Annotated in this window: 22 protein-coding genes, 1 tRNA gene and 1 pseudogene; 6 read left to right on the forward strand and 18 right to left on the reverse strand. The window is 72.6% G+C overall.

What is annotated here, in order from left to right:
• Positions 1-159: 159 nt before the first annotated feature.
• The 11 genes from polA to ACGF5C_RS14465 all read right to left on the reverse strand — a co-directional run bounded on the left by polA (position 160) and on the right by ACGF5C_RS14465 (position 12,787).
• Positions 160-2,859: a DNA polymerase I gene (polA, locus tag ACGF5C_RS14415; protein WP_393301328.1), complete on the reverse strand. Its 2,700-nt coding sequence runs from the start codon at positions 2,857-2,859 to the stop codon at positions 160-162.
• A 118-nt stretch (positions 2,860-2,977) separates the two neighbouring features.
• Positions 2,978-3,730, reverse strand: a complete 753-nt coding sequence (locus ACGF5C_RS14420; RefSeq protein ID WP_393301667.1) for an amino acid ABC transporter ATP-binding protein — start codon at positions 3,728-3,730, stop codon at positions 2,978-2,980.
• 53 nt (positions 3,731-3,783) lie between these two features.
• Positions 3,784-4,764 carry an amino acid ABC transporter permease gene (locus ACGF5C_RS14425; RefSeq protein ID WP_393301331.1) on the reverse strand — a complete coding sequence of 327 codons (981 nt, stop codon included), beginning with the start codon at positions 4,762-4,764 and terminating at the stop codon, positions 3,784-3,786.
• 3 nt (positions 4,765-4,767) lie between these two features.
• On the reverse strand, positions 4,768-5,679 hold the full coding sequence (locus ACGF5C_RS14430; protein WP_393301334.1) for an ABC transporter substrate-binding protein: 912 nt from the start codon (positions 5,677-5,679) through the stop codon (positions 4,768-4,770).
• Between the two features lie 33 nt (positions 5,680-5,712).
• Positions 5,713-6,423, reverse strand: a complete 711-nt coding sequence (locus ACGF5C_RS14435; RefSeq protein WP_350709235.1) for an ABC transporter ATP-binding protein — start codon at positions 6,421-6,423, stop codon at positions 5,713-5,715.
• Entirely contained in the window at positions 6,413-7,258 is an 846-nt protein-coding gene (locus ACGF5C_RS14440) for an ABC transporter ATP-binding protein (protein WP_393269017.1), read from the reverse strand. Before ACGF5C_RS14440 ends, ACGF5C_RS14435 begins: the two co-directional genes overlap by 11 nt.
• Positions 7,251-8,360, reverse strand: a complete 1,110-nt coding sequence (locus ACGF5C_RS14445; protein ID WP_357700094.1) for a branched-chain amino acid ABC transporter permease — start codon at positions 8,358-8,360, stop codon at positions 7,251-7,253. Before ACGF5C_RS14445 ends, ACGF5C_RS14440 begins: the two co-directional genes overlap by 8 nt.
• A complete protein-coding gene (locus ACGF5C_RS14450; protein ID WP_393301337.1) occupies positions 8,357-9,307 on the reverse strand; it encodes a branched-chain amino acid ABC transporter permease in 951 nt (316 codons plus the stop codon). Before ACGF5C_RS14450 ends, ACGF5C_RS14445 begins: the two co-directional genes overlap by 4 nt.
• 107 nt (positions 9,308-9,414) lie before the next feature.
• Entirely contained in the window at positions 9,415-10,575 is a 1,161-nt protein-coding gene (locus tag ACGF5C_RS14455) for a branched-chain amino acid ABC transporter substrate-binding protein (protein ID WP_393301340.1), read from the reverse strand.
• 259 nt (positions 10,576-10,834) lie between these two features.
• Entirely contained in the window at positions 10,835-12,007 is a 1,173-nt protein-coding gene (locus ACGF5C_RS14460; RefSeq protein ID WP_393301343.1) for a hypothetical protein, read from the reverse strand.
• Positions 12,008-12,166: 159 nt separating this feature from the next.
• Entirely contained in the window at positions 12,167-12,787 is a 621-nt protein-coding gene (locus tag ACGF5C_RS14465) for an ANTAR domain-containing response regulator (RefSeq protein WP_393301346.1), read from the reverse strand.
• Between the two features lie 81 nt (positions 12,788-12,868).
• Between ACGF5C_RS14465 and ACGF5C_RS14470 the strand changes: the two genes are divergently transcribed.
• Positions 12,869-12,951, forward strand: a tRNA-Leu gene (locus ACGF5C_RS14470).
• 374 nt (positions 12,952-13,325) lie between these two features.
• Here ACGF5C_RS14470 and ACGF5C_RS14475 read toward each other — a convergent pair.
• Positions 13,326-14,504, reverse strand: coding sequence for a trans-sulfuration enzyme family protein (locus tag ACGF5C_RS14475; protein WP_393301349.1), 1,179 nt, complete (start codon positions 14,502-14,504; stop codon positions 13,326-13,328).
• A gap of 83 nt (positions 14,505-14,587) precedes the next feature.
• Here ACGF5C_RS14475 and ACGF5C_RS14480 point away from each other — a divergent pair, with 83 nt between their 5' ends.
• The 3 genes from ACGF5C_RS14480 to ACGF5C_RS14490 all read left to right on the forward strand — a co-directional run bounded on the left by ACGF5C_RS14480 (position 14,588) and on the right by ACGF5C_RS14490 (position 17,960).
• The gene (locus ACGF5C_RS14480; protein ID WP_393301352.1) at positions 14,588-15,067 is read left to right on the forward strand and encodes an Lrp/AsnC family transcriptional regulator; all 480 of its coding nucleotides are present in this window, start codon (positions 14,588-14,590) and stop codon (positions 15,065-15,067) included.
• Positions 15,068-15,143: 76 nt separating this feature from the next.
• Positions 15,144-16,154 carry an LLM class flavin-dependent oxidoreductase gene (locus tag ACGF5C_RS14485; protein WP_393301355.1) on the forward strand — a complete coding sequence of 337 codons (1,011 nt, stop codon included), beginning with the start codon at positions 15,144-15,146 and terminating at the stop codon, positions 16,152-16,154.
• A gap of 372 nt (positions 16,155-16,526) precedes the next feature.
• Positions 16,527-17,960, forward strand: coding sequence for a pyridoxal phosphate-dependent decarboxylase family protein (locus tag ACGF5C_RS14490; RefSeq protein ID WP_393301358.1), 1,434 nt, complete (start codon positions 16,527-16,529; stop codon positions 17,958-17,960).
• 15 nt (positions 17,961-17,975) lie between these two features.
• Here ACGF5C_RS14490 and ACGF5C_RS14495 read toward each other — a convergent pair whose 3' ends face one another.
• The 6 genes and pseudogenes from ACGF5C_RS14495 to ACGF5C_RS14520 all read right to left on the reverse strand — a co-directional run.
• Positions 17,976-18,950, reverse strand: a complete 975-nt coding sequence (locus ACGF5C_RS14495; RefSeq protein ID WP_393301361.1) for a sulfite exporter TauE/SafE family protein — start codon at positions 18,948-18,950, stop codon at positions 17,976-17,978.
• Positions 18,951-19,183: 233 nt separating this feature from the next.
• Entirely contained in the window at positions 19,184-19,654 is a 471-nt protein-coding gene (locus tag ACGF5C_RS14500; protein WP_350709253.1) for an Rrf2 family transcriptional regulator, read from the reverse strand.
• An 88-nt stretch (positions 19,655-19,742) separates the two neighbouring features.
• Positions 19,743-20,627, reverse strand: coding sequence for an acyl-CoA thioesterase II (locus tag ACGF5C_RS14505; RefSeq protein ID WP_357456715.1), 885 nt, complete (start codon positions 20,625-20,627; stop codon positions 19,743-19,745).
• A complete protein-coding gene (gene pyk, locus ACGF5C_RS14510) occupies positions 20,624-22,072 on the reverse strand; it encodes a pyruvate kinase (RefSeq protein ID WP_393301365.1) in 1,449 nt (482 codons plus the stop codon). Before pyk ends, ACGF5C_RS14505 begins: the two co-directional genes overlap by 4 nt.
• Positions 22,073-22,605: 533 nt before the next feature.
• A complete protein-coding gene (locus tag ACGF5C_RS14515) occupies positions 22,606-22,971 on the reverse strand; it encodes a YciI family protein (RefSeq protein WP_357701685.1) in 366 nt (121 codons plus the stop codon).
• Between the two features lie 185 nt (positions 22,972-23,156).
• A pseudogene (locus ACGF5C_RS14520) lies at positions 23,157-23,405 on the reverse strand (lipase); the annotation flags it as partial.
• A gap of 109 nt (positions 23,406-23,514) precedes the next feature.
• Between ACGF5C_RS14520 and ACGF5C_RS14525 the strand changes: the two are divergent.
• Together ACGF5C_RS14525 and ACGF5C_RS14530 are read left to right on the forward strand one after the other, a co-directional pair.
• The gene (locus tag ACGF5C_RS14525) at positions 23,515-24,003 is read left to right on the forward strand and encodes an isochorismatase family protein (RefSeq protein WP_393301368.1); all 489 of its coding nucleotides are present in this window, start codon (positions 23,515-23,517) and stop codon (positions 24,001-24,003) included.
• 18 nt (positions 24,004-24,021) lie between these two features.
• The gene (locus ACGF5C_RS14530; RefSeq protein ID WP_393301371.1) at positions 24,022-24,468 is read left to right on the forward strand and encodes a nitroreductase family deazaflavin-dependent oxidoreductase; all 447 of its coding nucleotides are present in this window, start codon (positions 24,022-24,024) and stop codon (positions 24,466-24,468) included.
• Positions 24,469-24,599 lie beyond the last annotated feature (131 nt).

Here is a 24,599-nt window from a genome sequence, read left to right on the forward strand (position 1 = left end):
GATACGCCGGACCGGGCCAGCGCGTAGGACCACGAGCCGATGTGGCTCTCGGCACGACGCCGACCGCGACGGGTTCCGGGGCAGCCCGACCGGCGCAGGGATCAAGCCTGACCGCCCGGAGCGGGTCGGGCTGCCCCGGAACCCCCACCACGAAGACACTCAGTGGTCGGCGCTGTTCCAGTCCCGCCCCTCGCCGACCGACACCTCCAGCGGCACCGACAGCGGGTATGCCCCGCCCATCTCTCGCCGCACCAGCGCCTCGAGGGCCTCCCGCTCGCCCGGCGCGACCTCGAACACCAGCTCGTCGTGCACCTGGAGCAGCATCCGCGAGCGCAGGCCAGCCTCGCGCAGCGCGGTGTCGACGTGCAGCATGGCCACCTTGATGATGTCGGCGGCCGAGCCCTGGATCGGCGCGTTGAGCGCCATCCGCTCGGCCATCTCCCGGCGCTGCCGGTTGTCGCTCACCAGGTCGGGCAGGTAGCGCCGGCGACCCAGGATCGTCGAGGTGTAGCCGTCGTGCCGGGCCCGGGAGACGATTTCCTGGAGGTAGTCGCGCACCCCGCCGAAGCCGGCGAAGTAGTCCTCCATCAGCCCGCGCGCCTCCTCGGCGGTGATGCCGAGCTGCTGGGAGAGGCCGAACGCGCTCAGCCCGTACGCCAGGCCGTAGTTCATCGCCTTGATCTTGCGCCGCTGGTCCGCGGTGACCTCGTCGAGGGGCACCCCGAAGACCGACGAGGCGGTGGCGGCGTGGAAGTCGGCGCCGGAGTTGAACGCCTCGATGAGCGCGTCGTCCGACGACAGGTGCGCCATGATGCGCATCTCGATCTGGCTGTAGTCGGCGGTGAGCAGGCACTCGTAGCCCTCCCCGACGACGAAGGCGCGGCGGATCCGCCGTCCCTCCTCGGTGCGGATCGGGATGTTCTGCAGGTTGGGCTCGGTCGAGGAGAGCCGGCCGGTGGCCGCCACCGTCTGGTTGAACGTCGTGTGGATGCGCCCGTCGTCGGAGACCGACTTGAGCAGCCCGTCGACGGTGGTCTTGAGCTTGGCCACATCCCGGTGGCGCAGCAGGTGGGCCAGCACCGGGTGCGGGTTCTGCGCGTGGAGCCACTGCAGGGCGTCGGCGTCGGTGGTGTAGCCGGTCTTGATCTTCTTGGTCTTGGGCAGGCCCAGCTCGCCGAAGAGGATCTCCTGCAACTGCTTCGGCGAACCGAGGTTGAACTCGCGCCCCACCGCCGCGTACGCCCCCTGGGCGGCGGCCTTCACCTCGGCGGCGAAGTGCGCCTCCAGCTCGGAGAGGTAGTGCGTGTCGGCGGCGATGCCGGTGCGCTCCATGCCGGCGAGCACCCGCATCAGCGGCAGCTCCACCCCGGCCATCAGCCGGGCGGACTGCTCGCCGTCGCGGGAGAGCTCGGCGTCGATGGCGTCGGCGAGGTCGAGGGTGGCCCGGGCCTGGAGCATGAGGTTCTGCTCCGCCTCGCCGTCGTTGCCGAGGCCGTCGAGGGTGAGCTGGCCGGTCTCCGGCGCGTCGACCCGCAGCTCGCGGTGCAGGTAGCGCAGGGCCAGGTCGGTCAGGTCGTAGGAGCGCTGGTCGGGGCGGGCCAGGTAGGCGGCGATCTGGGTGTCGCGGAGGATGCCGTCCAGGCGCCAGCCGTGCGCGGCGAACGCGAGCACGACCGGCTTGCTGTCGTGCAGCACCTTGGGCCGCGCCTCGTCGGCCAGCCAGGCCGCCAGGGCCGCCTCGTCGGCCGGCCCCAGGGTGGCGGGGTCGAGCCAGGCCGCCGCGCCGCCGGCGGTCGCCAGGGCCATGCCGGTCACGGAGGCGGTGTGCCGGCGGTTGGGCCCGGTGTCGAGCTTCGCCGCCACGCCCACCGGGGTGCCGGCCGGCGCGTGCGTCTCCAGCCACCCGGCCAACGCCCCGGGCTCGGTGAGCACCTCGCCGGTGAGGTCGAAGCCGGCCTCGGCCTCCGGCTCCACGGCCTCCAGGTACTGGTAGAGCCGGTCGCGCAGGATGCGGAACTCGAGGGTGTCGAAGACCTGGTGGACCGCCTCGCGGTCCCACCCCTGCCAGCGGGCGTCCTCGGGGCGCAGCGGCAGCTCCAGGTCGGAGACGAGGCAGTTGATCTCGTAGTTGCGGATCACGTCGGCGAGCCGCTCGCGCAGGCTGTCGCCGGCCTTGCCCTTGATCTCGTCGGCGCGCGCGACGACGCCGTCGACCCCGCCGTACAGGTTGATCCACTTCGCGGCGGTCTTGGGGCCGACGCCCGGGACACCGGGCAGGTTGTCGCTGGTCTCGCCGACCAGGGCGGCCAGGTCGCGGTAGCGCTGCGGGGCGACGCCGTACTTCGCCTCGATCGCCGCCGGATCCATCCGGGCCAGGTCGGAGACGCCCTTGCGCGGATAGAGCACGGTGATGTTCTCACCGACGAGCTGGAAGGCGTCCCGGTCGCCGGTGCTGATCAGCACCGACATGCCCTGGTCGCGGGCCTGGCAGGCGAGGGTGGCGATGATGTCGTCGGCCTCGTAGCCCTCCTTCTCCACCACCGGGATGCGCAGCGCCGCCAGGACCTCCTTGACCAGGCTGACCTGACCCTTGAAGTCGGTCGGGGTCTCGCTGCGGCCGGCCTTGTACTCCGCGTACTTCTCCGTGCGGAAGGAGCGGCGGGAGACGTCGAAGGCGACGACGATGTGCGTGGGCTGCTCGTCGCGCAGCACGTTGATCAGCATGGACGTGAAGCCGTAGACCGCATTGGTCGGCTGCCCCGTCGTGGTGGAGAAGTTTTCCACCGGCAGGGCGAAGAACGCCCGGTATGCCATGGAATGTCCGTCGACGAGGAGCAGGCGCGGCGTCGTAGCTGTCACGGCAGCGACTCTAGCCGCCCGCTCCGACACTCCGGGACACCGGCACGGGCGCGACCGCGACGGACGTCACCGGCACGGGCGCCGGCGCGGCCCGGACGGGACCGCGCCGGCATCCGCCTCAGAGCACCTTGGCCAGGAACGCCTTCGTCCGGTCGTGCCGGGGGTTGGCGATCACCTCGCGCGGGTTTCCCGACTCGACCACGACGCCGCCGTCCATGAAGACCAGCGAGTCGCCAACCTCGCGGGCGAAGCCGATCTCGTGGGTCACCACGATCATCGTCATGCCGTCGCGGGCCAGGTCCTTCATCACGTCGAGCACCTCGCCGACCAGCTCCGGGTCGAGCGCGCTGGTGGGCTCGTCGAAGAGCATCAGCTTCGGCCGCATGGCCAGCGCCCGGGCGATCGCCACCCGCTGCTGCTGGCCACCGGAGAGCTGACCGGGATAGTTGCCGAGCTTGTCGCCCAGCCCCACCCGCTCCAGCAGGGCGGCGGCCCGGTCGCGGGCGGCGGCCTTCCTCTCCCGGCCCAGCAGCACCGGCGCCTCGGCGACGTTCTGCAGGGCGGTCATGTGCGGGAAGAGGTTGAACCGCTGGAACACCATCCCGATCGAGCGGCGCTGGGCGGCCACCTCCTTCTCCCGCATCTCGTGCAACTTCCCGCCGCGCTCGCGGTAGCCGATCAGCTCGCCATCCACCCAGATCCGACCGGCGTTGATCTTCTCCAGGTGGTTGATGCAGCGCAGGAACGTCGACTTGCCGGAGCCGGAGGGGCCCAGCAGACAGCAGACCTCGCCGCTGCGGACCTCCAGGTCGATTCCCTTGAGCACCTCGACCGACCCGAACGACTTGTGCACCTGCTCGGCCCGGACCATCGGCCCGGACTCCGCCGTGGGCGCGCCGGCCTGGGCCGGCACCGTCACCTCGGTCATGCGCCGTCCACCTTCCCGGTCGCGCCGCCCGCCTCCGCGGTGATCCCGCGCAGCTTGGTCTTCGCCCGCCCGCTGCGCCCGACGCCCCTGGAGAAGTGCCGCTCCAGGTAGTACTGCCCGACCAGCAGCACGCTGGTCAGCAGCAGGTACCACAGGCACGCCGCCACGTACATCGGGAAGACCTGGAAGGTCCGGTTACCGACGGCCTTGAGCTGGAAGAACAGCTCGGCCGAGACCGGCACGAAGGCCACCAGCGAGGTGTCCTTCAGCATCGCGATCGTCTCGTTGCCGGTCGGCGGGATGATCACCCGCATGGCCTGCGGCAGCACGATCCGGCGCAGGATCTGCCCCCGGGTCAGGCCGAGCGCCTGCGCGGCCTCCGTCTGCCCCTCGTCGACCGACTGGATGCCGGCCCGGACGATCTCCGCCATGTAGGCGGCCTCGGAGAGGCCCAGCGCCAGCATGCCGGCGACGAACCCGGTGAGGATGTCCACCGCCGAGAAGCCGAACAGCCGCGCCTCGAAGTCGTCGACCCCGAACAGGGCGCCGATCTGCCGGTCGAAGGGCAGGCCGAACTCGATCCGCGCCCACAGGATGCCCAGGTTGCCGAAGAGGATCGCCAGCACCAGCCGGGGCACCGCCCGGAAGAACCAGGTGTACGCCCAGGCCACGCCGCGCAGGATCGGGTTCTCCGACAGCCGCATGATGGCGATGACGACACCCAGCCCGACGCCGATCAGCATCGAGAGGATGGTCAGCGCGATCGTGCCGCGCAGCCCCTCGATGATCGGCGGGCGGAACATCTCGTCGACCATGAACGACCAGTTGAACGCCTTGTTCGTCACCAGTAGGTGGACGAACATGGCCACCAGCACCCCGATCACGCCGACGGCGACCCACCGTCCGGGATGCCGCACGGGCACGGCCTGGATGGGTTCCGGCCGTGCCCGCTCGGGTGTGTCAGTCTCGACCGACATGGGTCAGCTGGTCGGGTTCAGCGCCGGAGTCGTGATGGCGCCGCCCTCGACGCCCCACTTCTTCAGCGCGGTCTCGTAGCTGCCGTCGGCGATGACCGCCTGCACGGCCTCCTTCAGCACCTCGGCGAACGCGGCCTGGTCCTTCTTCACCGCGTAGCCGTACGGGGCGGACTCGTAGATGTCGCCGAGCAGCTCCAGCTGGCCGTTGCTCTGCTTCACCGCGTACGCGCCGACCGGCGAGTCGGCCAGCATGGCGTCGTCCTTGCCGCTGACCACGGCGGCGGTGGCGTCGCTCTGCGCCTGGTACTGGTCGATGGTGATCGCCGGCTTGCCGGCGTCGGTGCACTTCTTCGACCGGGCGGTGATGTCGTCGAGCTGCACGGTGCCGACCTGCACGGCGATCTTCTTGCCGCAGGCGTCGTTCGGGTCGATCTTGGCCGGGTTGCCGGCCTTCGTCGCCCACTGGGTGCCGGCGGAGAAGTAGCTGACCATGTTGACGGTCTTCATCCGCTCGGCGTTGATGGTGAACGAGGAGACGCCGATCTCGTACTTGCCGGAGTCCACGCCGGGCAGGATCGAGTCGAACGGCGCCGACTCGTACTCGGCCTTCAGGCCGAGCTTCTGCGCGACGGCGTTGAACAGCTCGACGTCGAATCCGACGACCGTCTTGCCGTCGGCGTCGAGGAACTCCGCCGGGGCGTACGTCGAGTCGGTGCCGACCTTGATCACGCCGTCGGCCTTGATGGCGTCGGGCACCTTCGCCGCAAGCGCCGAGTCGGCGGCGGCGGTGACGCTGGGTCCGGCGCCGGGCTGCTCGGTGCCCTCCTTCTCGCCGCAACCGGCGAGCGAGAGGGCGAGCAGCGCGGCACCCGTGGCGCCGAGCACGGCCCGGCGGCCACCAGAGATGTGGAACATGTCGTTCTCCTTGCGATGAGGGGTGGCGGCCGGTCAGGCCACGCCGAGGTAGGCCTCTTTGACCGCCGGGTCGTGCAGCAGGTCCGCACCGGTCCCGCTCTTGACGATCCGGCCGGTCTCCAGCACGTACGCCCGGTGTGCCCGGGCCAGGGCCTGCTGGGCGTTCTGCTCGACCAGCAGGATGGTGGTGCCCTGTTCGTTGATCTCGGTGATGATGTCGAAGATCTGCTGGATCAGCATCGGCGCCAGACCCATCGAGGGCTCGTCGAGCAGCAGCAGCTTCGGTCGACTCATCAGGGCCCGGCCGACGGCCAGCATCTGCTGCTCGCCGCCGGAAAGGGTACCCCCGGCCTGCTTGCGCCGCTCCGCCAGGCGCGGGAACAGGTTCAGCACCCGGTCGAGGTCCTGGGCGATGCCCGCCCGGTCCCGCCGGGTGTAGGCGCCCATGTCCAGGTTCTCCAGCACCGTCATGCCCGGGAAGATGCCTCGGCCCTCCGGCGCCTGGCACAGCCCCCGCCGGACCCGCAGGTCGGCCCGGAGCTTGGTGATGTCCTCACCGTTGAACCGGATGCTCCCGCTGGCGACCGGCCGGATCCCGGAGATGGCCCGCATCGTGGTCGACTTGCCGGCGCCGTTGGCGCCGATCAGGGCGACGATCTCGCCCTCGTCCACCGTCAGGCTGATGCCGTGCAGCGCCTGGATCCGCCCGTACAGCAGGCTCACGTCGTCGATCTCAAGCAGCATCGTCCGGCACCCCCAGGTACGCCGCGATCACCTTCGGGTTCTCCCGCACCTCGGCGGGCAGCCCCTCGGCGATCTTCTTTCCGAACTCCAGCACCACGATCCGGTCGGTGACCCCCATGACCAGGCGCATGTCGTGCTCGATGAGCAGCACGGTCACGCCGGTGTCCCGGATCTGCCGGATGAGCTGGAGCAGTTCCTCCTTCTCGGCCGGGTTGAAGCCGGCGGCCGGCTCGTCGAGGCAGAGCAGCACCGGGTCGGTGGCCAGCGCGCGGGCGATCTCCAGCCGCCGCTGCTCGCCGTAGGAGAGGTTGCGGGCGAACTCGTGCATCCGCTTGCGGATGCCGACGAACTCCAGCAGGCGCTCGGCCTTCTCCCGACCCTCGCGCTCCTCCTTCCAGTACCGCGGCAGGCGGAACAGCGCGGAGATCACGCTGGTCTTGTGGTGCGCGTCGGCACCGACCAGGACGTTCTCCATAGCGGTCATCTCGGGGAAGAGGCGGATGTTCTGGAACGTCCGCGCCATGCCCATCTTGGTGATCTGGTGCCGCTTCTTGCCGCTGATCTTCTGGCCACGGAACCGGATCTGCCCCTCCGTGGGCTGGTAGATGCCGGTCATCGCGTTGAAGCAGGTGGTCTTGCCGGCGCCGTTCGGCCCGATCAGACCGAGGATCTCCCCCTTGTAGAGGGTGAAGTCCACCTCGTTCAGCGCGACCACGCCACCGAAGCGCAGCGTGACGTTGTCGACCTCCAGCAGCGGCTCCCGGGTGGGCACCGCCTCCACGGCCGGCGCGCCGGCCTGCGCCGGGACGGCCGGCGTCTGCTCGGTGTCACTCACCGACGGTCACCTCCTTGCGGCGGTCCTTGAACTCCGCCGCGCGTCGTCGGTTCGGGATCAGGCCCTCGGGCCGGAAGATCATCATGATCACCAGCACCAGGCCGAAGAAGAGGAACCGGAACTCGTACAGCTCGTAGCCGAGCACCTCGATGCCGCGGAACCGCTCGATCATGTACGCCACCAGGCCACCGCCGACGATGGCGCCGACGATGTTGCCGGAGCCGCCGAAGATGACCGCGGCCAGGATGATGATCGAGTTGAGCAGCTCGAAGTTCTGCGAGTTGACGAAGTTCTGCTTGCCCGCGAAGAGCGCGCCGGCCAGCCCGGCGATGGCGGCGCCCGCCGCGAACGCCCACAGCTTGAACTTGAAGGTCGGCACGCCCATCAGCTGCGCCGCGTCCTCGTCCTCCCGGATCGAGATCCAGGCGCGACCGACCCGGCTGTGGGTCAGGTTCCGCACCCCGATCACCACCAGGATGATCAGCGTGAGCACCAGCCAGTAGTAGGGCCGGGCGTCGAGCACGCCGAAGATGGGCTTGCCGTCGGCGTACTGGCCGGGCGGGTGCGGGATCTGGTTGAAGCCCCGCTGGCCCTTCAGGAACTCCGAGCTGACCGCCCCGATCCGGATCATCTCGGCGAAGCCGAGCGTCACCAGTGCCAGGTAGTCGCCGCGCAGCCGCAGGGTCGGCGTACCCAGCATCACGCCGGAGACCATCGTCAGCGCGATCGCCACCGGCACCGCCAGCAGCCACGGCCACAGCGTCTTGATGTCGCTGCTCGGGGAGGTCAGCACCGCCACGGTGTACGCGCCGACGGCGAAGAAACCGAAGTAGCCGAGGTCGAGCAGGCCGGCGAAGCCGACCACGATGTTCAGGCCGACGGCCAGCAGCACGTAGATCGAGACGGTGAACATCACCTGCGTGAAGTTCGCACCGGGGGTCGGGATCGGCCCGAGGTACTGGTAGAACTCCTTGTTCGGCAGCGCGTAGAAGAACACGATCACCGCGGCGAGCAGCGCCCAGCGCACCCAGCGCGGCGCGCCGCGCCACCGTTCCCCGGCCGCCTCTCGGCCGGAGCGCACCTTCTCCAGGACGGTCGTCATGCCCGTGCCCTCCCCAGCGACTCACCCAGCAGACCGGTCGGCCGGAACATCAGCAGCACCACCAGCAGCGCGAACGCGGCGAAGTCCTTCCACTCGCTGCCGAACAGGCCGGAGGCGTAGTTCTCCACGACGCCCAGCAGCAGGCCGCCGAGCAGCGCGCCGCGCAGGTTACCGATGCCGCCCAGCACCGCGGCGGTGAACGCCTTGAGGCCGAGCAGGAAGCCGACGCTGTAGGTGAGGGTCTGGATCCGCACGTCGTAGAGCAGGCCGGCGACGCCGGCCATCGCGCCACCGGCGATGAAGACCATCATGATGATCCGGTCCTTGTTCACGCCCATCAGCGCGGCGGTGTTGGCGTCCTGGGCCACCGCCCGGATGCCGCGACCGACCCGGCTGCGGTTGATGAACATGTCCAACCCGATCATCATCACCAGCGCGGCGCCGATGGTCAGCAGCTGGATGGCGTCGATCGGCACCCCGGCGACCTCGAACAACGGCTTGGAGCTGACCAGCGCCGGGGCGCCCTGCGGACGGCGGTCGGTCCAGACGCCGAACGCCTCGGCGATGGCGATGGACGCGCCGATGGCGGTGATCAGGAAGGCCAGCGGCGGCGCGTTGCGCTTACGCAGCGGCCGGTACGCCACCCGCTCGATCACCGTCGCGGTGCCCGCCGAGGCGACCGCCGCCACGATCATCGCCGCCAGCAGGTAGAAGATGATCGTGCCGAGCCCGCTGACCTGCGAGTCCTGGTTGAGGCCGAATCCGTTCCAGGTCCACAGCGCGGCGAACGCGCCGGCGATGAAGACCTCGGAGTGGGCGAAGTTGATGAGTCTCAGCACGCCGTAGACCAGCGTGTAGCCCAGCGCGACCAGGGCGTAGATCGCGCCCTGCGTCAGGCCGGTCGTGGTGAGTTCTCCGAAGTTGGAGAACAGTCCGTCGAAGTTCAAGGGAGGGACGCTCCATCAGGGTCTGGAGAGAAAAAGGGGGTGCGGCCGGGAGCGAGCTCCCGGCCGCACCCGCGATCACAACTCAATCGCTGTAGCAGCGACCGGCGTCAGGACTTCGGGATCTCCTGGTCCGGGACGACCTTGCCGCCCTGGACCTTGAAGGCCCAGACCTTGACCTGCGCCGGGTCGAGCTCGCCGCCCTCGACGAACTTGTAGCTCGCCGCGACGCCCTCGCCGCTGTAGCCCTTCACGAACTCCAGCAGGCCCTCGCGGGTGGTCTTGCCCGCCTTGATGCCGGCGAGCAGGATGTTCGCCGCGTCGTAGGCCGTGTCGCTGTAGGTGCCCGGGTCGGTGCCGTTGAGGGCCTTGTACTCCTGGGCGAAGGTGCCGCGCGCCTCGGTGGCCGGCTGGCACGGGCAGGTGAGGATGGTGCCCTCGGCCGCCGCCGCACCCGCGGAGGTGATGTACGCGCCGTCGTTCACGCCGTCACCGGCGATCAGCGGAGCGGTGACCCCGGCAGCGCTGAGCTGCTTGCGGATCAGGCCGGCCTCCTGGTAGTAGCCGCCGTAGAAGATGGCCTTCACGTTCGCGGCCTTGACCTTGGTGACCACGGCGGAGAACTCGGTCTGCTTGCCCTCGCCCTGGACCTTGTCCGAGCCGACGACCGCCGGGCCGAGCAGCTTCTTGACCTCGTCGGCCAGGCCGGCGCCGTACGCGGACTGGTCGTCGATGACGTAGACCTTGTCGGCCTTCAGCACGTTCTTGATGTAGTTGCCGGCCGCCGGGCCCTGGCTGAAGTCGTTGCCGACCGCCCGGAAGAACGTCTTCCAGTTCTGCTTAGCAAGGCTCGGGCGGGTCGCGGAGGGGGTGATGGTCACCAGACCGGCCTCGTTGAACAGCGGACCGGCGGCCTCCGACTCACCCGAGTAGGCCGGGCCGACGATACCGAGGATCTTCGCGTCGTCGATGGCCTTCTGGGCCAGACCCGGGGCCTGGTCCGGGCTGCCCTGCGAGTCCAGGGCGACCAGCTCGACCTTGCAGTCGGCGTTTGCCTTGTTGTACTTGTCGACGGCCAGCTTGACGCCGTTGTTCTCGTTGATGCCGAGCGCCGCCGAACTGCCGGTCAGCGCGCCGAAGAACGCGATCTTGTTGCCACAGGCTTCCCCACCGGACGCCGTGTCGTCGCCACCACTGGAGCATGCGGTGCCGCCGGCGACGAGCGCCAGCATGGCCACCCCACCGATAACGCGCGCGAGCTTCTGCCTCAAGGCCCGAACCCTCCTCCGTCCCATGGTCCGAACCACCCGCTGCCTATTGGCCCTTGCGGGGGCGGACGAACCAGACCGTCGTCGCCGGTCTGGGGCCGGACGCTATCCCACCTTTCAGCTGTGACGAAAGCCCCAGCGGAGCGGGTTGACCGAACCGTTACACGCCGTGGCGGATTGGAAACGATCGCTGTAAGAACCGTCGGCCATGAATGCCCCTCGCCTTCGTTTCATCGGTAACGGGCAGGTCAGGGCCCACTCCCTACCGATCCATGACCGACAGCCCCGTCCACCAGGCACGCGACGCCTGGCCGTCATCGGCGACCAACACCAGTCGATCTCCCTGCGCCGCCACCGCCACCGCCGCGTTGCCGCCGTCGGGCACCACGGCAGGCATCGCCATCGTCCGCCACGAATCCCCCGAATCGACCGAGAGCCACAGTCCGTGACCGCCGCCGTCCCCGGTCACCGCCACCAGAGCACGCCCGGCCGGCACCAGACCGTCGACCGACGACACCCCCGGCCCCGGCGCGCCGAACCCGCCGACCCGCCGCCACTCGTCCCCGGCCAGCCGCCAGGCCGCGAACCCCTCGCGCACCGGACCGACCGTCACCAGCCCGCCGTCGCCCGCCGAGGCCACCCGCTGCGCCTGGCCGCGCCCGTCGGCCGCCGGCAACGCCACCCGCCGCCAGGCACGGCCGTCCGCCGAGGCCCACGCCAGGGGCGCCAGCGCGGTCGCGCCCGGCGGCAGCACCGCCCCCACCACCCACCAGCCCGACGGCACGGCCACCGCGTCGTACGCCACCGTCCGGCCGCGCCCGTCGCTGGCGAGCACCGGCACGCCCTCCCGGATGGTGAACCGCTCGCCGTCGGGGGACGTCCAGACCGCCGCGCCGTCGACCCGGGCCCCCGCGATCAGCCAACCGGCCGGCCCGGCGGCCAACCGGGTCACGCTCACCGCCCGCGGCCCCGCGTACAGCTCGAAGGGGGCCGGCACCTCCCGCAGCGCGCCGTCCGGGGCCTGCGCCCAGGTGCCCGTGCGGGGATTGCCGTGCACGCCGCCGTTCTTCGCCCCGAGCGCCGCCACCCGCCCGTCCCGGCAGGCGGCCGCGTAGAGCACGTGCTGGCGGCCGTAGAAGGTCGACGCCGCCACCGGCAGCGCCGACCACGCCGCGCCGTCGGCGCTGCTCCAGGCCGCCGGCCGTGTCTCCCCCGCCGCGTCGGCCAGCCCACCCACCACGTACCACCGGCCGGCGCAGGCCACGGCGTCGCGCAACAGCGGCCGACCGGCCGCGCCCGGCGGCGCGGGCAGGGTCAGCGGCTGCCACGCCGGGCGCAGCGGCTCGGCGGCGGGCTCCGCCGGGGCCCGGCCGCAGCCGGCCAGCAGCACGGCGACGACACCGAGCACCGCCACCAGCCGCCGGGGGGTCCACATGGGATCAGATGTTATCGATCGGCTGGCCCGGCGGGGAGCCCCCGTCGCACGGCCCCGGCGTGTCGCGCCGTCCCGGTGCGTCGCTCCCGGGCCCATCCGGCCGACCGCGACGGAGGGCCCGGCGCGGGATCCGAGCGGCCCGGCGTGTCGCGCCCCGGGTCAGGAGGTGGGCTGCGCGACCTCGCCGCCGGCGGTCTCGGCGAGGATCCGCTCGGCGACCTCCTTCATGGTCATCCGGTGGTCCATCGCCGTGCGCTGGATCCACTTGAACGCCTGCGGCTCGGTCATCCCGTAGGTCGTCATCAGCGCGCCCTTGGCCCGCTCCACCGTCTTGCGGATCTCCAGCCGGTCGGTCAGCCCGGCGACCTCCGACTCGAGCGCGGCGATCTCGGAGTAGCGCGACAGCGCGATCTCCACCGCCGGCACCAGGTCGCTCTTCTGGAAGGGCTTCACGAGGTACGCCATCGCGCCGGCCGCCCGGGCCCGCTCCACCAGGTCGCGCTGGCTGAACGCGGTCAGGATGATCACCGGGGCGATCCGGGCGCCCGCGATCCGCTCGGCGGCGGCGAGCCCGTCCATGATCGGCATCTTGATGTCGAGGATGACCAGATCGGGCTTGAGCTCCTCGGCGAGCCGGACGGCGGTCTCGCCGTCACCGGCCTCCCCGACCACCTCGTAGCCCTCTTCGACCAGCATCTCGGCGAGGTCCAGCCGAATGAGCGCCTCGTCCTCGGCGATCAGAACGCGCCTGCGCTCGACGTCCGTCTGCGTCTCGGCCACGAGCCACTCCCACCATTGTTCCCGGCACGGCTACCACCCATGCTCCCGCACGAGCGTAGTCGGGTACAGTAAGCGGCACTCGCCGGGATGGTGGAACGGCATACACGGAAGTCTCAAACACTTCTGCCCGAAAGGGCTTGCGGGTTCGAATCCCGCTCCCGGCACTCCTGTCACACAGCTGTTCCATGATGCGCGGGTGCGCCCGCCCGAGATGCGGGCCGTGCCCGCGCCCTCCGCGCCCGAGGCGACAACATCCGGTTGCCCGCGGGCTGGCCCCGCACCACCGTCTGGTGCTGGCGCGTCGACCGGCCCGGACCGCTCACGACCTGCACCGCCGCCGCTGCTTCCGCTGCTCGCCTGATGTCGGCTATCCGACCGACCCGGCGGCCTGCTCCTACCTACGGGGCCGCCACCTCGGCGACGGCCGTCTGGTCACCACCCACGGGGTGCCGGTCCCACGAATCTACAGCGCCGATGCGTGGCCCGATCTGGTCGACCTCTGCGACGACACGATGAAGGCCGTGCTCGCGGACAAGGCTCAGCCGAGTTCGGCGAGCGCCCGCGCCAGGTCCGCGCGCAGGTCGTCCGGGTCCTCCAGGCCGACGGAGACGCGCAGCAGCCCGGCGACCGGCTTGGCCTCCTCCTCGACGGGCCGGTGGGTCAGCGAGGCCGGGTGCTGGATGAGCGTGTCGACCCCACCGAGCGACACGGCGTGGGTGATCAGCCGGCAGCCGTCGGCGACGGCGGCCGCGGCGGGCGCGCCGCCGCGTACCTCGAAGGCGAGGAGACTGCCGGGGCCGGTCATCTGCCGGCCGACGAGCCCGGCCGGGTCGTGCAGCGACGGGTGGTGCACCCGCGTGACGGCGGGGTGGGCGGCGAGCCAGGCGGCGAGTTTCTCCGCGCCGGCCTGCTGGGCGCGGACCCGCACCGGCAGGGTCTGCAGGCCGCGGTGCAGCAGGTACGCGCCGAGGGGGTGCAGGATCGCGCCGGTGAGCGCGCGGACCTGGCGCAGCCGGGCGGCCCAGTCGGCGTCGCAGGCGACGACTCCGGCGAGCACGTCGCCGTGTCCGCCGATGCTCTTGGTGGCGCTGTGCAGCACGAGGGCGGCGCCGTGCCGGGTGGGCTGCTGGAGCACGGGGGTGGCGACGGTGTTGTCCACGAGCAGCGGGACGTCGCCGGCGGCCCGCGCGAGGGCGGCGATGTCGACCAGGTCGAGGGTGGGGTTGGCCGGGGTCTCGGCGATCACCAGGGCGGTGTCGGGGCGGACGGCGGCGGCGACCTCGCCCGCGCTGGCCCAGGTGACGGTGGTGCCGAGCAGGCCGGTGGCGAGCACGTGGTCGGTGCCGCCGTAGAGCGGGCGGACGGCGACGAGGTGACGCTTCCCGTCCCGGGTGGCGGCGAGCAGCGTGGCGGTGAGGGCGGCCATGCCGCTGGCGAAGGCGACGGCGTCGCCGGTGCCTTCGAGGTTGGCGAGGGCGGTCTCGAAGCGGGCGACGGTGGGGTTCCACAGGCGCTGGTAGACGGCGCTGCCGCCGGCGGGGAGCGTGCCCCCGGTGGCGAGGGTCTCGTACGCGTCGCCGCCGGCGTCGACGGACGGCAGGGGGTTGGTGGTGGAGAGGTCGATGGGCGGCACGTGGACGCCGAGGGCGGCGAGGTCGTCGCGGCCGGCGTGCACGGCTCGGGTGTCCACGGTCGTCATGCCGGAAGGATCGAACATAGAGCCAGCAGTGGGCAATAGTTCCGAAGATGATTCGGCTAGATTCCTTTGATTGGTGCGGTGATTCGACGGAGGATGTCTCCATGCCCCTTGCGACGAACGATGTGCGGCGGTTCGCGGCCCTGGACGACACCGATCGGGCGATCCTGTCCGAGCTGGCCGCGGACGGCCGGCTGCCGAACAACGCCCTCGCCGAGCGGGTCGGGGTGGCCCCCTCGACGTGCCTGACCCGCACCCGCGCGCTGCGCGAGTGCGGGGCGATCCGCGGATTCCACGCGGAGGTGGATCCGGCGGCGGTGGGGCTGCCGTTGCAGGCGCTGGTGTCGGTGCGGCTGACCGCGCACGAGCGGGCGGCGGTGGACGCGTTCCGGGCCCGGTCGGTGCGGCTGCCGGGGGTGGTGTCGGTGTTCCACGTGGCGGGCGCGGAGGACTACGTGCTGCACGTACGGGCCGCCTCGGCGGACGCGCTGCGCGACTTCGTGCTGGACCACCTGGCGGTGGACCCGGCGGTGCTGCACACCCAGACGAGCCTGATCTTCGAACAGGCCCGCGGCCTGGGCTGAGCACCCGGCGCGAGGCGCCGCGTGAGCTTGGTTGCCCCGGGGAACAATTCGGGGGCCGGGCGGGTTGGCCAGCCGTGTGATCAACGTACCGCTGTCTGTTCTTGACCTTGCCCCGGTCGCGGCCGGCGCCACGGCCGGCGAGGCCCTGCGGCACACCACCGAGCTGGCCCGCCGCACCGAGGAACTGGGATACCACCGGTTCTGGGTGGCCGAGCACCACAACATGCCGGGGATCGCGAGTTCCGCCCCGGCCGTGCTGCTCGCGCACCTGGCGGCGCACACGTCGACGATCCGGCTGGGCTCGGGCGGGGTGATGCTGCCCAACCACGCGCCGCTGGTGGTGGCCGAGCAGTTCGGCACCCTCGACGCGCTGCACCCGGGCCGGATCGACCTGGGCATCGGCCGCGCCCCGGGCACCGACCAGGTGACCGCGCTGGCGCTGCGCCGAACCATGGAGGGGCTGTCGGCGGAGGGCTTCCCCCGGGAGCTGGCGGACCTGATGAACTACTTCACCGGCGAGCGGCCGGGGCCGATCACGGCCACCCCCGGTCGCGGGCAGCAGCCGGCGATCTGGCTGCTCGGCTCCAGCGGGTTCAGCGCCCAGCTGGCGGGGATGCTGGGGCTGCCGTTCTCGTTCGCGCACCACTTCAGCTCGCAGCACACGCTGCCCGCCCTGGCGCTGTACCGGCAGAGCTTCCGGCCGTCGACGTGGCTGGCCGAGCCGTACGCGATGGTGGCGGTCAACGCGGTCTGCGCGGACACGGACGAGCGGGCGGCGTGGCTGGCGGGGCCGAGCGCGCTGTCGCTGCTGCGGCTGCGCTCGGGTCGACCGGGGCCCCTGGCCACGCCGGACGAGGCGGCGGCGTACCCGTACACGGAGGTCGAGCGGGAGTTCGTGCGGCAGCGCCGGGAGGGCCAGGCGATGGGCTCGCCGGAGACCGTGCGGCGGCAGCTCGGCGAGCTGCTGGCGCGTACCGGCGCGGACGAGCTGATGCTGACCACGCTGGTGTACGACGTGGCCGACCGGGTGCGCTCGTACGAGCTGATCGCGGCGAAGGTGGCCGGTGGCCTGCGCCGGGACGGCTGAAACACGATCTTCACGTCGCCGTCACCGGGGAGACGCGCGGGCCGCCTAGGTTTGTCCCCGGTGGTGGTACGGCATCCCCGGTCGGGACGGGTCGGGGATGCCGCGGTGTGGGGCACCGGGCCGCGGCTGTGCGGATTCCGCGGCGGCGGCCCGGTGCCTGCCCCCACGCCCCCGGCCCGTCCTGCGCGACGGCCCGGCCTGTCCTGCCGCCACGCCCCCGGGCTGCCCCACGCCCCGGCCTGTCCTGCCGCCACGCCCCCGGCCTGTCCCGCTCCCGCCCCGGCGCCGGGCGGGCGAGCGCCGGCAGCGCCGCGTCTCGATGCGATCCGCCGTTTCCTTGCCGCCGGCCCGGATTATTGATCAACTCAGGGCGTGGCTGAGCACATGACCCCGGACGAGTTCCGACGCGCCGGGCACGCGGTGGTGGACTGGATCGCCGACTACTGGGCGACGGTGGGGCAGCGCCCGGTGACGTCGCAGGACCCGCCCGGCGCGGTGGCCGCCGGGCTGCCGGCCGGCCCGCCCGAGCACGGCGAGCCCGTGGCGGCCATCCTCGCCGACCTGGACACGCTGATCGCCCCGCACCTGACCCACTGGCAGCACCCCGGTTTCTTCGGCTACTTCCCGGCCAACACCTCCGGGCCCAGTGTGCTGGGCGACCTGGTCAGCTCGGGGCTGGGCGTGCAGGGCATGCTCTGGGCCACCGGGCCCGCGTGCACCGAACTGGAGACGGTGATGCTGGACTGGCTCGCCGACCTGCTGGAGCTGCCGAAGCGGTTCCGCGCCGGCTCCGGCGGCGGCGGGGTTATCCAGGACTCCGCGTCCTCGGCGACGCTGGTGGCGACCCTCGTCGCGCTGCACCGGGCCGGCGGCGGCCGGTGGCGCGAGGTCGGCGTCGACCGCCGATACCGCGCCTACACGTCCACCCAGGGCCACTCCTCGATCGAGAAGGCCGCGCGGATCGCCGGGCTGGGCGCCGACGGCGTACGACCGATCGAGGTGGACCCCGAGACGCAGGCGATGTCCCCGGCGGCGCTGCGCGCGGCGATCGAGGCGGACCGGGCCGCCGGCGTGGTACCGGCCCTCGTGGTGGCCACCGTCGGGACCACGTCCACGACCGCGATCGACCCGCTGCCGGAGATCGGCGCGATCTGCGCCGAGTACGGCGTCTTCCTGCACGTCGACGCCGCGTACGCGGGGGCGGCGGCGGTCTGCCCGGAGCTGCGGTTCGGGCACGCCGGCCTGGAGTACGCCGATTCGTACTGTTTCGACCCGCACAAGTGGCTGCTCACCGGCTTCGACTGCGACGCGTTCTGGGTCGCCGACAGCGCGGAGCTGATCGAGGCGCTGACCGTGCTGCCGGAGTACCTGCGCAACGCCGCCACCGAGTCCGGCGCGGTGATCGACTACCGGGACTGGCAGGTGCCGCTGGGCCGCCGGTTCCGGGCGTTGAAGCTCTGGTTCGTGCTGCGCTGGTACGGCGCCGAGGGGCTGCGGGCGCACATCCGGTCCGGGGTGGCGCTCGCCGCCCGGTTCGCCGAGCGGGTCCGCGCCGACGACCGGTTCGCGCTGGTGGGGGCGCACCCGTACTCGCTGGTCTGCTTCCGGCTGCGCGCCGACGACGAGGTCAACGCGGAGCTGCTGGCCCGGGTCAACGCCACGGGTCGGGTGCACCTGACGCACACCCGGGTGAACGGCCGGCACACGCTGCGCCTGGCCGTCGGCTCGCCGCAGACCACCGAGGCCCACGTCGACGAGGCGTGGTCGCTGCTCCGCGACGCCGCGACCGCCCTCCTGCCCGACTGACCCAGCACTCCCCCGCTAGCGCGGGTCGGCCGTGCCGGCGGTCGACACCGGGATCCGGGTGCTCGTGCCGGAGATGGACGCCGGGGCCGGGACCGGGGTCGCGGCGAGGGCCGCCGCGGCGACGGCCCGCTCCCGGCGGGTCCGCAGCAGCGCCCGGACGGCCAGCGCCAGGGCGGCGACCCAGGCGGCGGCGAGCAGCGCGTAGACCGCCGGTCGGGCGGGGCCGCCGAGGTCGGCCGAGCGCATCAGCGTGCGGGCGTTGGTCAACACGATCACGCCGCCGATCGCCGCGCCGAGCAGTTGGGCGGGGACGATCCGGACCAGCCAGGCGGCGACCGGCGCGGCGATCAGGCCACCGACGAGCAGCGCGGCCACCATGGGCAGCAGGAAGCCCTCCGCGCCGAGGCCGATGAGGAAGCCGATGCTGGCGGCGCCGGCAACCACGAACTCGGCCGTGTCCACCGAGCCGATCACCCTGCGGGGCTCCAGCCGGCCGCTGACCAGCAGGGCCGGCGTGGCGACCGGCCCCCACCCGCCGCCGCCCGTGGCGTCGACGAAGCCGGCGACCAGGCCGAGCGGGCCGAGGAAGCGCCCCCGCAGCCGACCGGCCCGCCGGTCGGTGCGCAGCGGTCGGGAGAAGCGCACCAGCAGGTACGCGCCGAGCGTGAACAGGATGCCGGCCATCCACGGGGCCGCCGACTCGGTGGAGATCGCGCTGAGGAAGGTCGCGCCGGCGAACGCGCCGACCGCGCCGGGGACCGCGATCCGGGCCACCACCCGCCAGTCGACGTTGCCGAACCGCCAGTGCGCCACCCCGGCGGCGAGCGTGGTGCCGATCTCGGCCAGGTGCACCGACGCCGACGCGGCGGCCGGGGCGACGCCCACGAGCAGCAGCAGCGTGGAGGAGGTCAGCCCGTACGCCATGCCGAGCGCGCCGTCGACGAGTTGCGCGGCGAGCCCGACCAGTGCGAGGACCAGCAGCTTGCGCACGAGCGCCCCCTGACTTTTCGGCATCTCCTATCGACTTGGTCGACAATGCGGCACGCGGGGTGCCGGGGTCAAGACTCCGACCGGTCAGTGAGACGACAGTGGCGCCGGTCCGGCGACCGGGACGACGGTGAAGCCGGACCGGCGACAGGGACGGCGGTGACGCCGGTCCGGGCGGCGGGGCGACGCGTCGACCGCCGACGCGCGAGCTGCTGCGCCGGCGGGCTCGGCCCGGGTCAGGTCCAGGCGCGGGGGTCGGCGGCCAGCTCCGTGACCCGCTCGGGCAGGGTGCCGGCGGCCACGTCGGCGACGGTGACCAGCTCCAGGATCTGGCGTTCGCTGGCCCGCAGGGCGATCCAGACCTCCTGGAGGGACCGGGCGGCGCCGTGGTAGCCGAGTTCCTCGGGCCGCTGCCCGCGTACGTGCGCGAGCGGGCCGTCGATCACCCGGATCACCTCGGCCAGCGAGATCTCCCCGCCCGGCCGCGCCAGCCAGTAGCCGCCCTCGGGGCCGCGCTGGGCGTGCACGATGCCGCCGCGGCGCAGTTGCAGCAGGATGCTCTCCAGGAACTTCGGCGGGATCTCCTGGGCGCGGGCGATCTGCTCGGCGGTCACCGGCCGACCTCGCCCGGCCCCGGCGCCACCGGTCACCGAGGCGAGCTCGGCGACCGCGCGGAGGGCGTAGTCGACCCGGGCGGAGAGGCGCATGCCGGCAAGATTAACCCGCTGGTCACCCCGGCCGACCGATCACCCCTCGGCCGATCGGCCGACGGCGATGTGCCGCCCCGGCTCGGCGTCACTCACCGACGCGGCGCAGCAGCCCTTCCTGCACGGCACTGGCGATGTGTCGGCCGTCCGTGGTGAACAGGCGACCCGTGGCGAGCCCCCGCGCGCCGGAGGCGGACGGGCTCCAGCAGTCGTAGAGGAACCACTCGTCGGCGCGGAACGGCCGGTGGAACCACAGCGCGTGGTCGAGGCTGGCCCCCACCACCCCGCCTGGGCCCCAGACCTCGCCGTGCACCGACAGCACCGAGTCGAGCAGGGTCAGGTCGGAGGCGTACGTCAGCGCGCAGGCGTGCAGCAGCGGATCGTCGGGCAGCTTGCCGTCGATGCGCATCCAGACCCGCTGGTGCGGGTCGGCCGGCCGATCGCCGGGGCGCACCCAACCGGGCTCGCCCACGTAGCGCACGTCGATCGGGCGCGGGATCTGCGCCCAGATGCCAAGCCGCTCCGGGTAGCGGGAGAGGCGGTCGGTCATCGTCGGGACCTCGTCCGGCCCCGGCACGTCGGGCGGCGTGGGCGCGTGGTGGTCCAGGCCCTCCTCCGGGCGGTGGAACGACGCCGACATGAAGAAGATCGGCTTGCCGTGCTGGAGCGCCACGGAGCGGCGTACCGAGAAGGAGCGGCCGTCGCGGATGTTCTCCACCTCGTACGCGATCGGCTCGCTCGGGTCGCCGGCGCGCACGAAGTAGCCGTGCAGGGAGTGCACGAAGCGCGCCGGGTCGACCGTCCGGCCGGCGGCCACCAGGGCCTGGCCGGCGACCTGGCCGCCGTACACCCGCTGGGGGCCGACCGGCGGGCTCATCCCCCGGAAGGTCATCTCGCCGGTGTGCTCCAGGTCGAGCACCTCGAGGAGCTGGTCGACCGCGGCCTGGCCGACCGCGACCTCCCCAGCGCTCACTGGAGCGCTCGCGCGGACGCGGCGTCGACCAACGACCCGAGCTGGTGTACGCGCAGCGTGTTGGTCGAGCCGGGGGTGCCGGGCGGGCTACCGGCGACGATCACCACGTGGTCGCCGGGGTTGGCCCGGTTGAGCCCGAGCAGCGCCTGGTCGACCTGGCGGAACATGTCGTCGGTGTGCTCGACGAACGGCATCAGGAAGGTCTCCACGCCCCAGGAGAGGGCGAGCTGGTTGCGCACCTCGGGCACCGGGGTGAACGCGAGCAGCGGCAGGTCGCAGTGCAGCCGGGACAGCCGCCGCACGGTGTCGCCGGTCTGCGAGAACGCCACCAGGGCCTTCGCGCCGATGGCCCGGGCGATCGAGGACGCGCCGACGGTGAGCGCGCCGCCATGCGTACGCGGGTCGTGCTGGAGACGCGGCACCCCGATCGAGCCGGACTCGGTGGTGGTGACGATCTTCGCCATGGTGCTGACGGTGAGCACCGGGTACTTGCCGACGCTGGTCTCGCCGGAGAGCATCACGGCGTCCGCCCCGTCGAGCACGGCGTTGGCCACGTCGGAGGCCTCGGCGCGGGTCGGGCGCGAATTCTCGATCATCGAGTCGAGCATCTGGGTGGCCACGATGACCGGCTTGGCGTTCTCCCGGCAGAGCTGCACGGCGCGCTTCTGCACCAGCGGGACCTGGTCGAGCGGCAGCTCCACGCCGAGGTCGCCGCGGGCGACCATGACGCCGTCGAAGGCCAGCACGATCTGCTCCAGGCAGTCGACGGCCTCGGGCTTCTCGACCTTGGCCAGCACGGGGCGGTGCACCCCGACCTCGGCCATGATGCCGTGCACCAGCTTGATGTCGTCGGCGGAGCGGACGAAGGAGAGCGCGATCAGGTCGACGCCGAGACCGAGGGCGAAGCGCAGGTCCTCGGCGTCCTTCTCGGACAACGCGGGGACGCTGACCGCCACGTTGGGCAGCGAGACGCCCTTGTTGTTGGAGACCGGGCCACCCTCGGTGACCAGGCAGCGGATGTCGTTGCCGGTGACGTCGGTGACCTCGACGGCGACCCGGCCGTCGTCGATCAGCAGCCGGTCGCCGGGCTTGACCTCCTGCGGAAGCTTCCGGTAGGTGCAGGAGACCCGGTCCTTGGTGCCGAGGACGTCGTCGCCGGTGATCACGACCGAGTCGCCGGTGCGCCACTCGTGCGGGCCGTCGGCGAACCGGCCGAGCCGGATCTTCGGGCCCTGGAGGTCGGCGAGCACGGCCACCGGGCGTCCGGCCGCCTCTGCGGCCTCGCGCACCAGCCGGTACACCGCCTCGTGGTCGGAGTGGCTGCCGTGGCTGAAGTTGAGTCTGGCCACGTTCATGCCGGCCTCGACGAGCCCCCGGATCCGCTCCGGGGACGAGGTGGCAGGACCAAGAGTGCAGACGATCTTCGCGCGGCGTGTCACGCCCATCAGGCTAGTCTCTCCTCCGGGTCGGACTGCGGGCCGACCCCTCGCGGGCTGCGGAAAATTGTCCAACGACGCGCGTCACGCGCGCAGCCGGCGGGCGGAACCCACGCCGGAACGTTGAGACGGCGGGCAACGGCGACCGCGCGCCGGAATCGTACGCCCCCGGCGCCACCGGGCACCGGGGTGCTCCCGGCCGGCGGGCCCGCCGTCGATGGCCGGTCCACGCCGTGCCGCGCCCTGGCCGCACACCCGCCGCGCCGCGCGGACGCCCGCCCGGCCCTACCCGCACACCCGCCCCGCCCGACCCCTGGCGGCCTGGCCCGCACGCCCGACCCGCTCCCCCGGCCGATCCGACGGGTTCTGCTGATGGCGCCGGAGGGTGCCGGCGTGACGGTGCCGATGCCGTTCCACGGTCGCAGGTGCCCGCCCGGGTCGCTCGCGCGCCGGGGCGGACCGCCGCGGGAGGCCCGGCGGTGCACGCCGGGACGGCGGCCCGCGCCGCGCGCCACGGTGCGCCGGGCGTCCGGCGGAACCGCTCAGGTCTGCGTCTTGACCAGTGGGAACTCCAGCGAGCCCGCCGGGCAGAGGAAGGTCATCACGTCCACCCGGTAGAGCCCCGCCTGCACCGCCGGGTCGGCCTCCATCACGCTGCGCACGTCGTCCACCGAACCGGTCCGGGCCAGACCGAAGCCGATCGGCGGGTCCGGCTCGCGGGCCTGGCCGTCCACCGAGCCGGCGACCAGGATGATCCCCCGCCGCTGGAGGGCCTGCATGTGCGCGAGGTGCTCGGCCTGCAACCGCTGCACCGTCTCCGCCGGCAGCGCCCGCCCGGCCGCGCCGGGATACAGCACGATGCACTCGTACGTGTCGAGCGCGAAGTCGACCTGCGGCACTCCCGTCATGGGCGCTCCCTCCCGCGTCGCGCCGCGCGGCGACCCGTGGTCGACACCGACCGGCACGGGCCCAGCGTCGCACGTGCGGGCGGCCCGCACGGGCGCTCCGGTCAACTCCGCCCACGCCCCGGCCCGGTTGTCGCCCCGCTGCGCCCTTTCCCCCACCCGGCCCGCCATTCATGGCGGGGAGGACGTCAAAGGGCGAGGCAGTCCGGGCGGATCGGGGCGTCGCGCAGCGCCTGCCGGACCACGGTGTACGTGGTGCCGTCGAGCACGAGCCCGAGGTGCCCGACGACCCGCAGCGGGCACGCCGCCTGGATCAGCACGTTGGTCGCGCCGTCGGCGAGCGAGGCGTTGTCGACCGGCCGGACCAGCTCGTCCTGCCACGTCCGGACCGTGGTCCAGCGGACCGCGCCGGGGGTGTCGTCGCCGCCGTTGAGGTCTTGTCGCGCCGTACGCACGAACCGGCAATTCGCGCGGCTTGCCGATCGAGCGCTCCCGCACGGCGGCGACGAGGCCGCCAACCACGCCCCGCCAGCTATGATCATCTTCGTGACGACGGCCCTCGTGCTCATCGACCTGATGCCCCGGATCATCGCGCTGGAGTTGGCCCCGCACCGTGGCGAGGATGTCCTCGACCGCTGCCGCCGGCTCGCCGCCGTGTTCCGCGCCGAGGGCCGGCCGGTGGTCCAGGTCCGGGTCGAGCGGCCCGGGGTGGCCGAGCAGCCGCCGGGCAGCGACTTCGCCGAGGGGCTGGTCGAGCCGGGGGACGTCGTGGTCGTCAAGCGCACCGTCGGCGCGTTCCACGGCACCGACCTGCACGAGCAGCTGCGCCGGCGCGGGGTCGACACCGTGGTGCTGGCCGGGCTGGTGACCACGATGGGCGTCGAGTCGACCGCCCGCGCGGCCAGCGACCACGGCTACGAGCTGGAGTTCGTGGCCGACGCCATGTCCGGCTTCGCCGCCGACGAGCACGAGTTCACCGTCGAGCGGATCTTCCCGCGCTTCGGCGCCGTCCGGCGGACCACCGACTACCGCTGAGGCGGCTACGCTGCTGCGATGGCGGAGACCATCGAGGACAGTCCGGTCGGCTGGGTGGCCAGCCACGTGGAGCGTTACCTGGCCACCGACGGCGCCGACGGCGGCAGGTACCACGGGTACGACGCCCTGCTGATCACCACCCGGGGGCGCCGGTCGGGCAAGCTGCGGCGGACGGCGCTCATCTACGGCCGGGACGGCGACCGGTACCTGCTGGTGGCGTCGAACGGCGGTGCGGCGCGGCACCCGGCCTGGTACCTCAACCTGTGCGCCGACCCGGAGGTGCAGGTGCAGGTCGGGGCCGAACGGTTCCGGGGCCGGGCGCGGACCGCCACCGCCGAGGAGCGGCCCCGGTTGTGGCAGGTGATGACCGGTGTCTTCCCGACCTACGCCCGCTACCAGCAGGGCACCGACCGGGAGATCCCCGTCGTCGTGGTCGAGCCGGAGCCGACCGACGTCGCGCCGTAGCGGAACCAACCACCGGTGGAACACCACGGCCGTCTCCGGGCGCCGATGACGTCCACCGTGTTCCACCGGTCCCGAGGGCCGGGCGCCCTGGCGACGGGCCGGACGCGCTGGTGACGGCCGGGCGCGCTGGT

This window comes from Micromonospora sp. NPDC047620 (assembly GCF_043205005.1).
In the GTDB taxonomy this organism is placed as follows: domain Bacteria; phylum Actinomycetota; class Actinomycetes; order Mycobacteriales; family Micromonosporaceae; genus Micromonospora.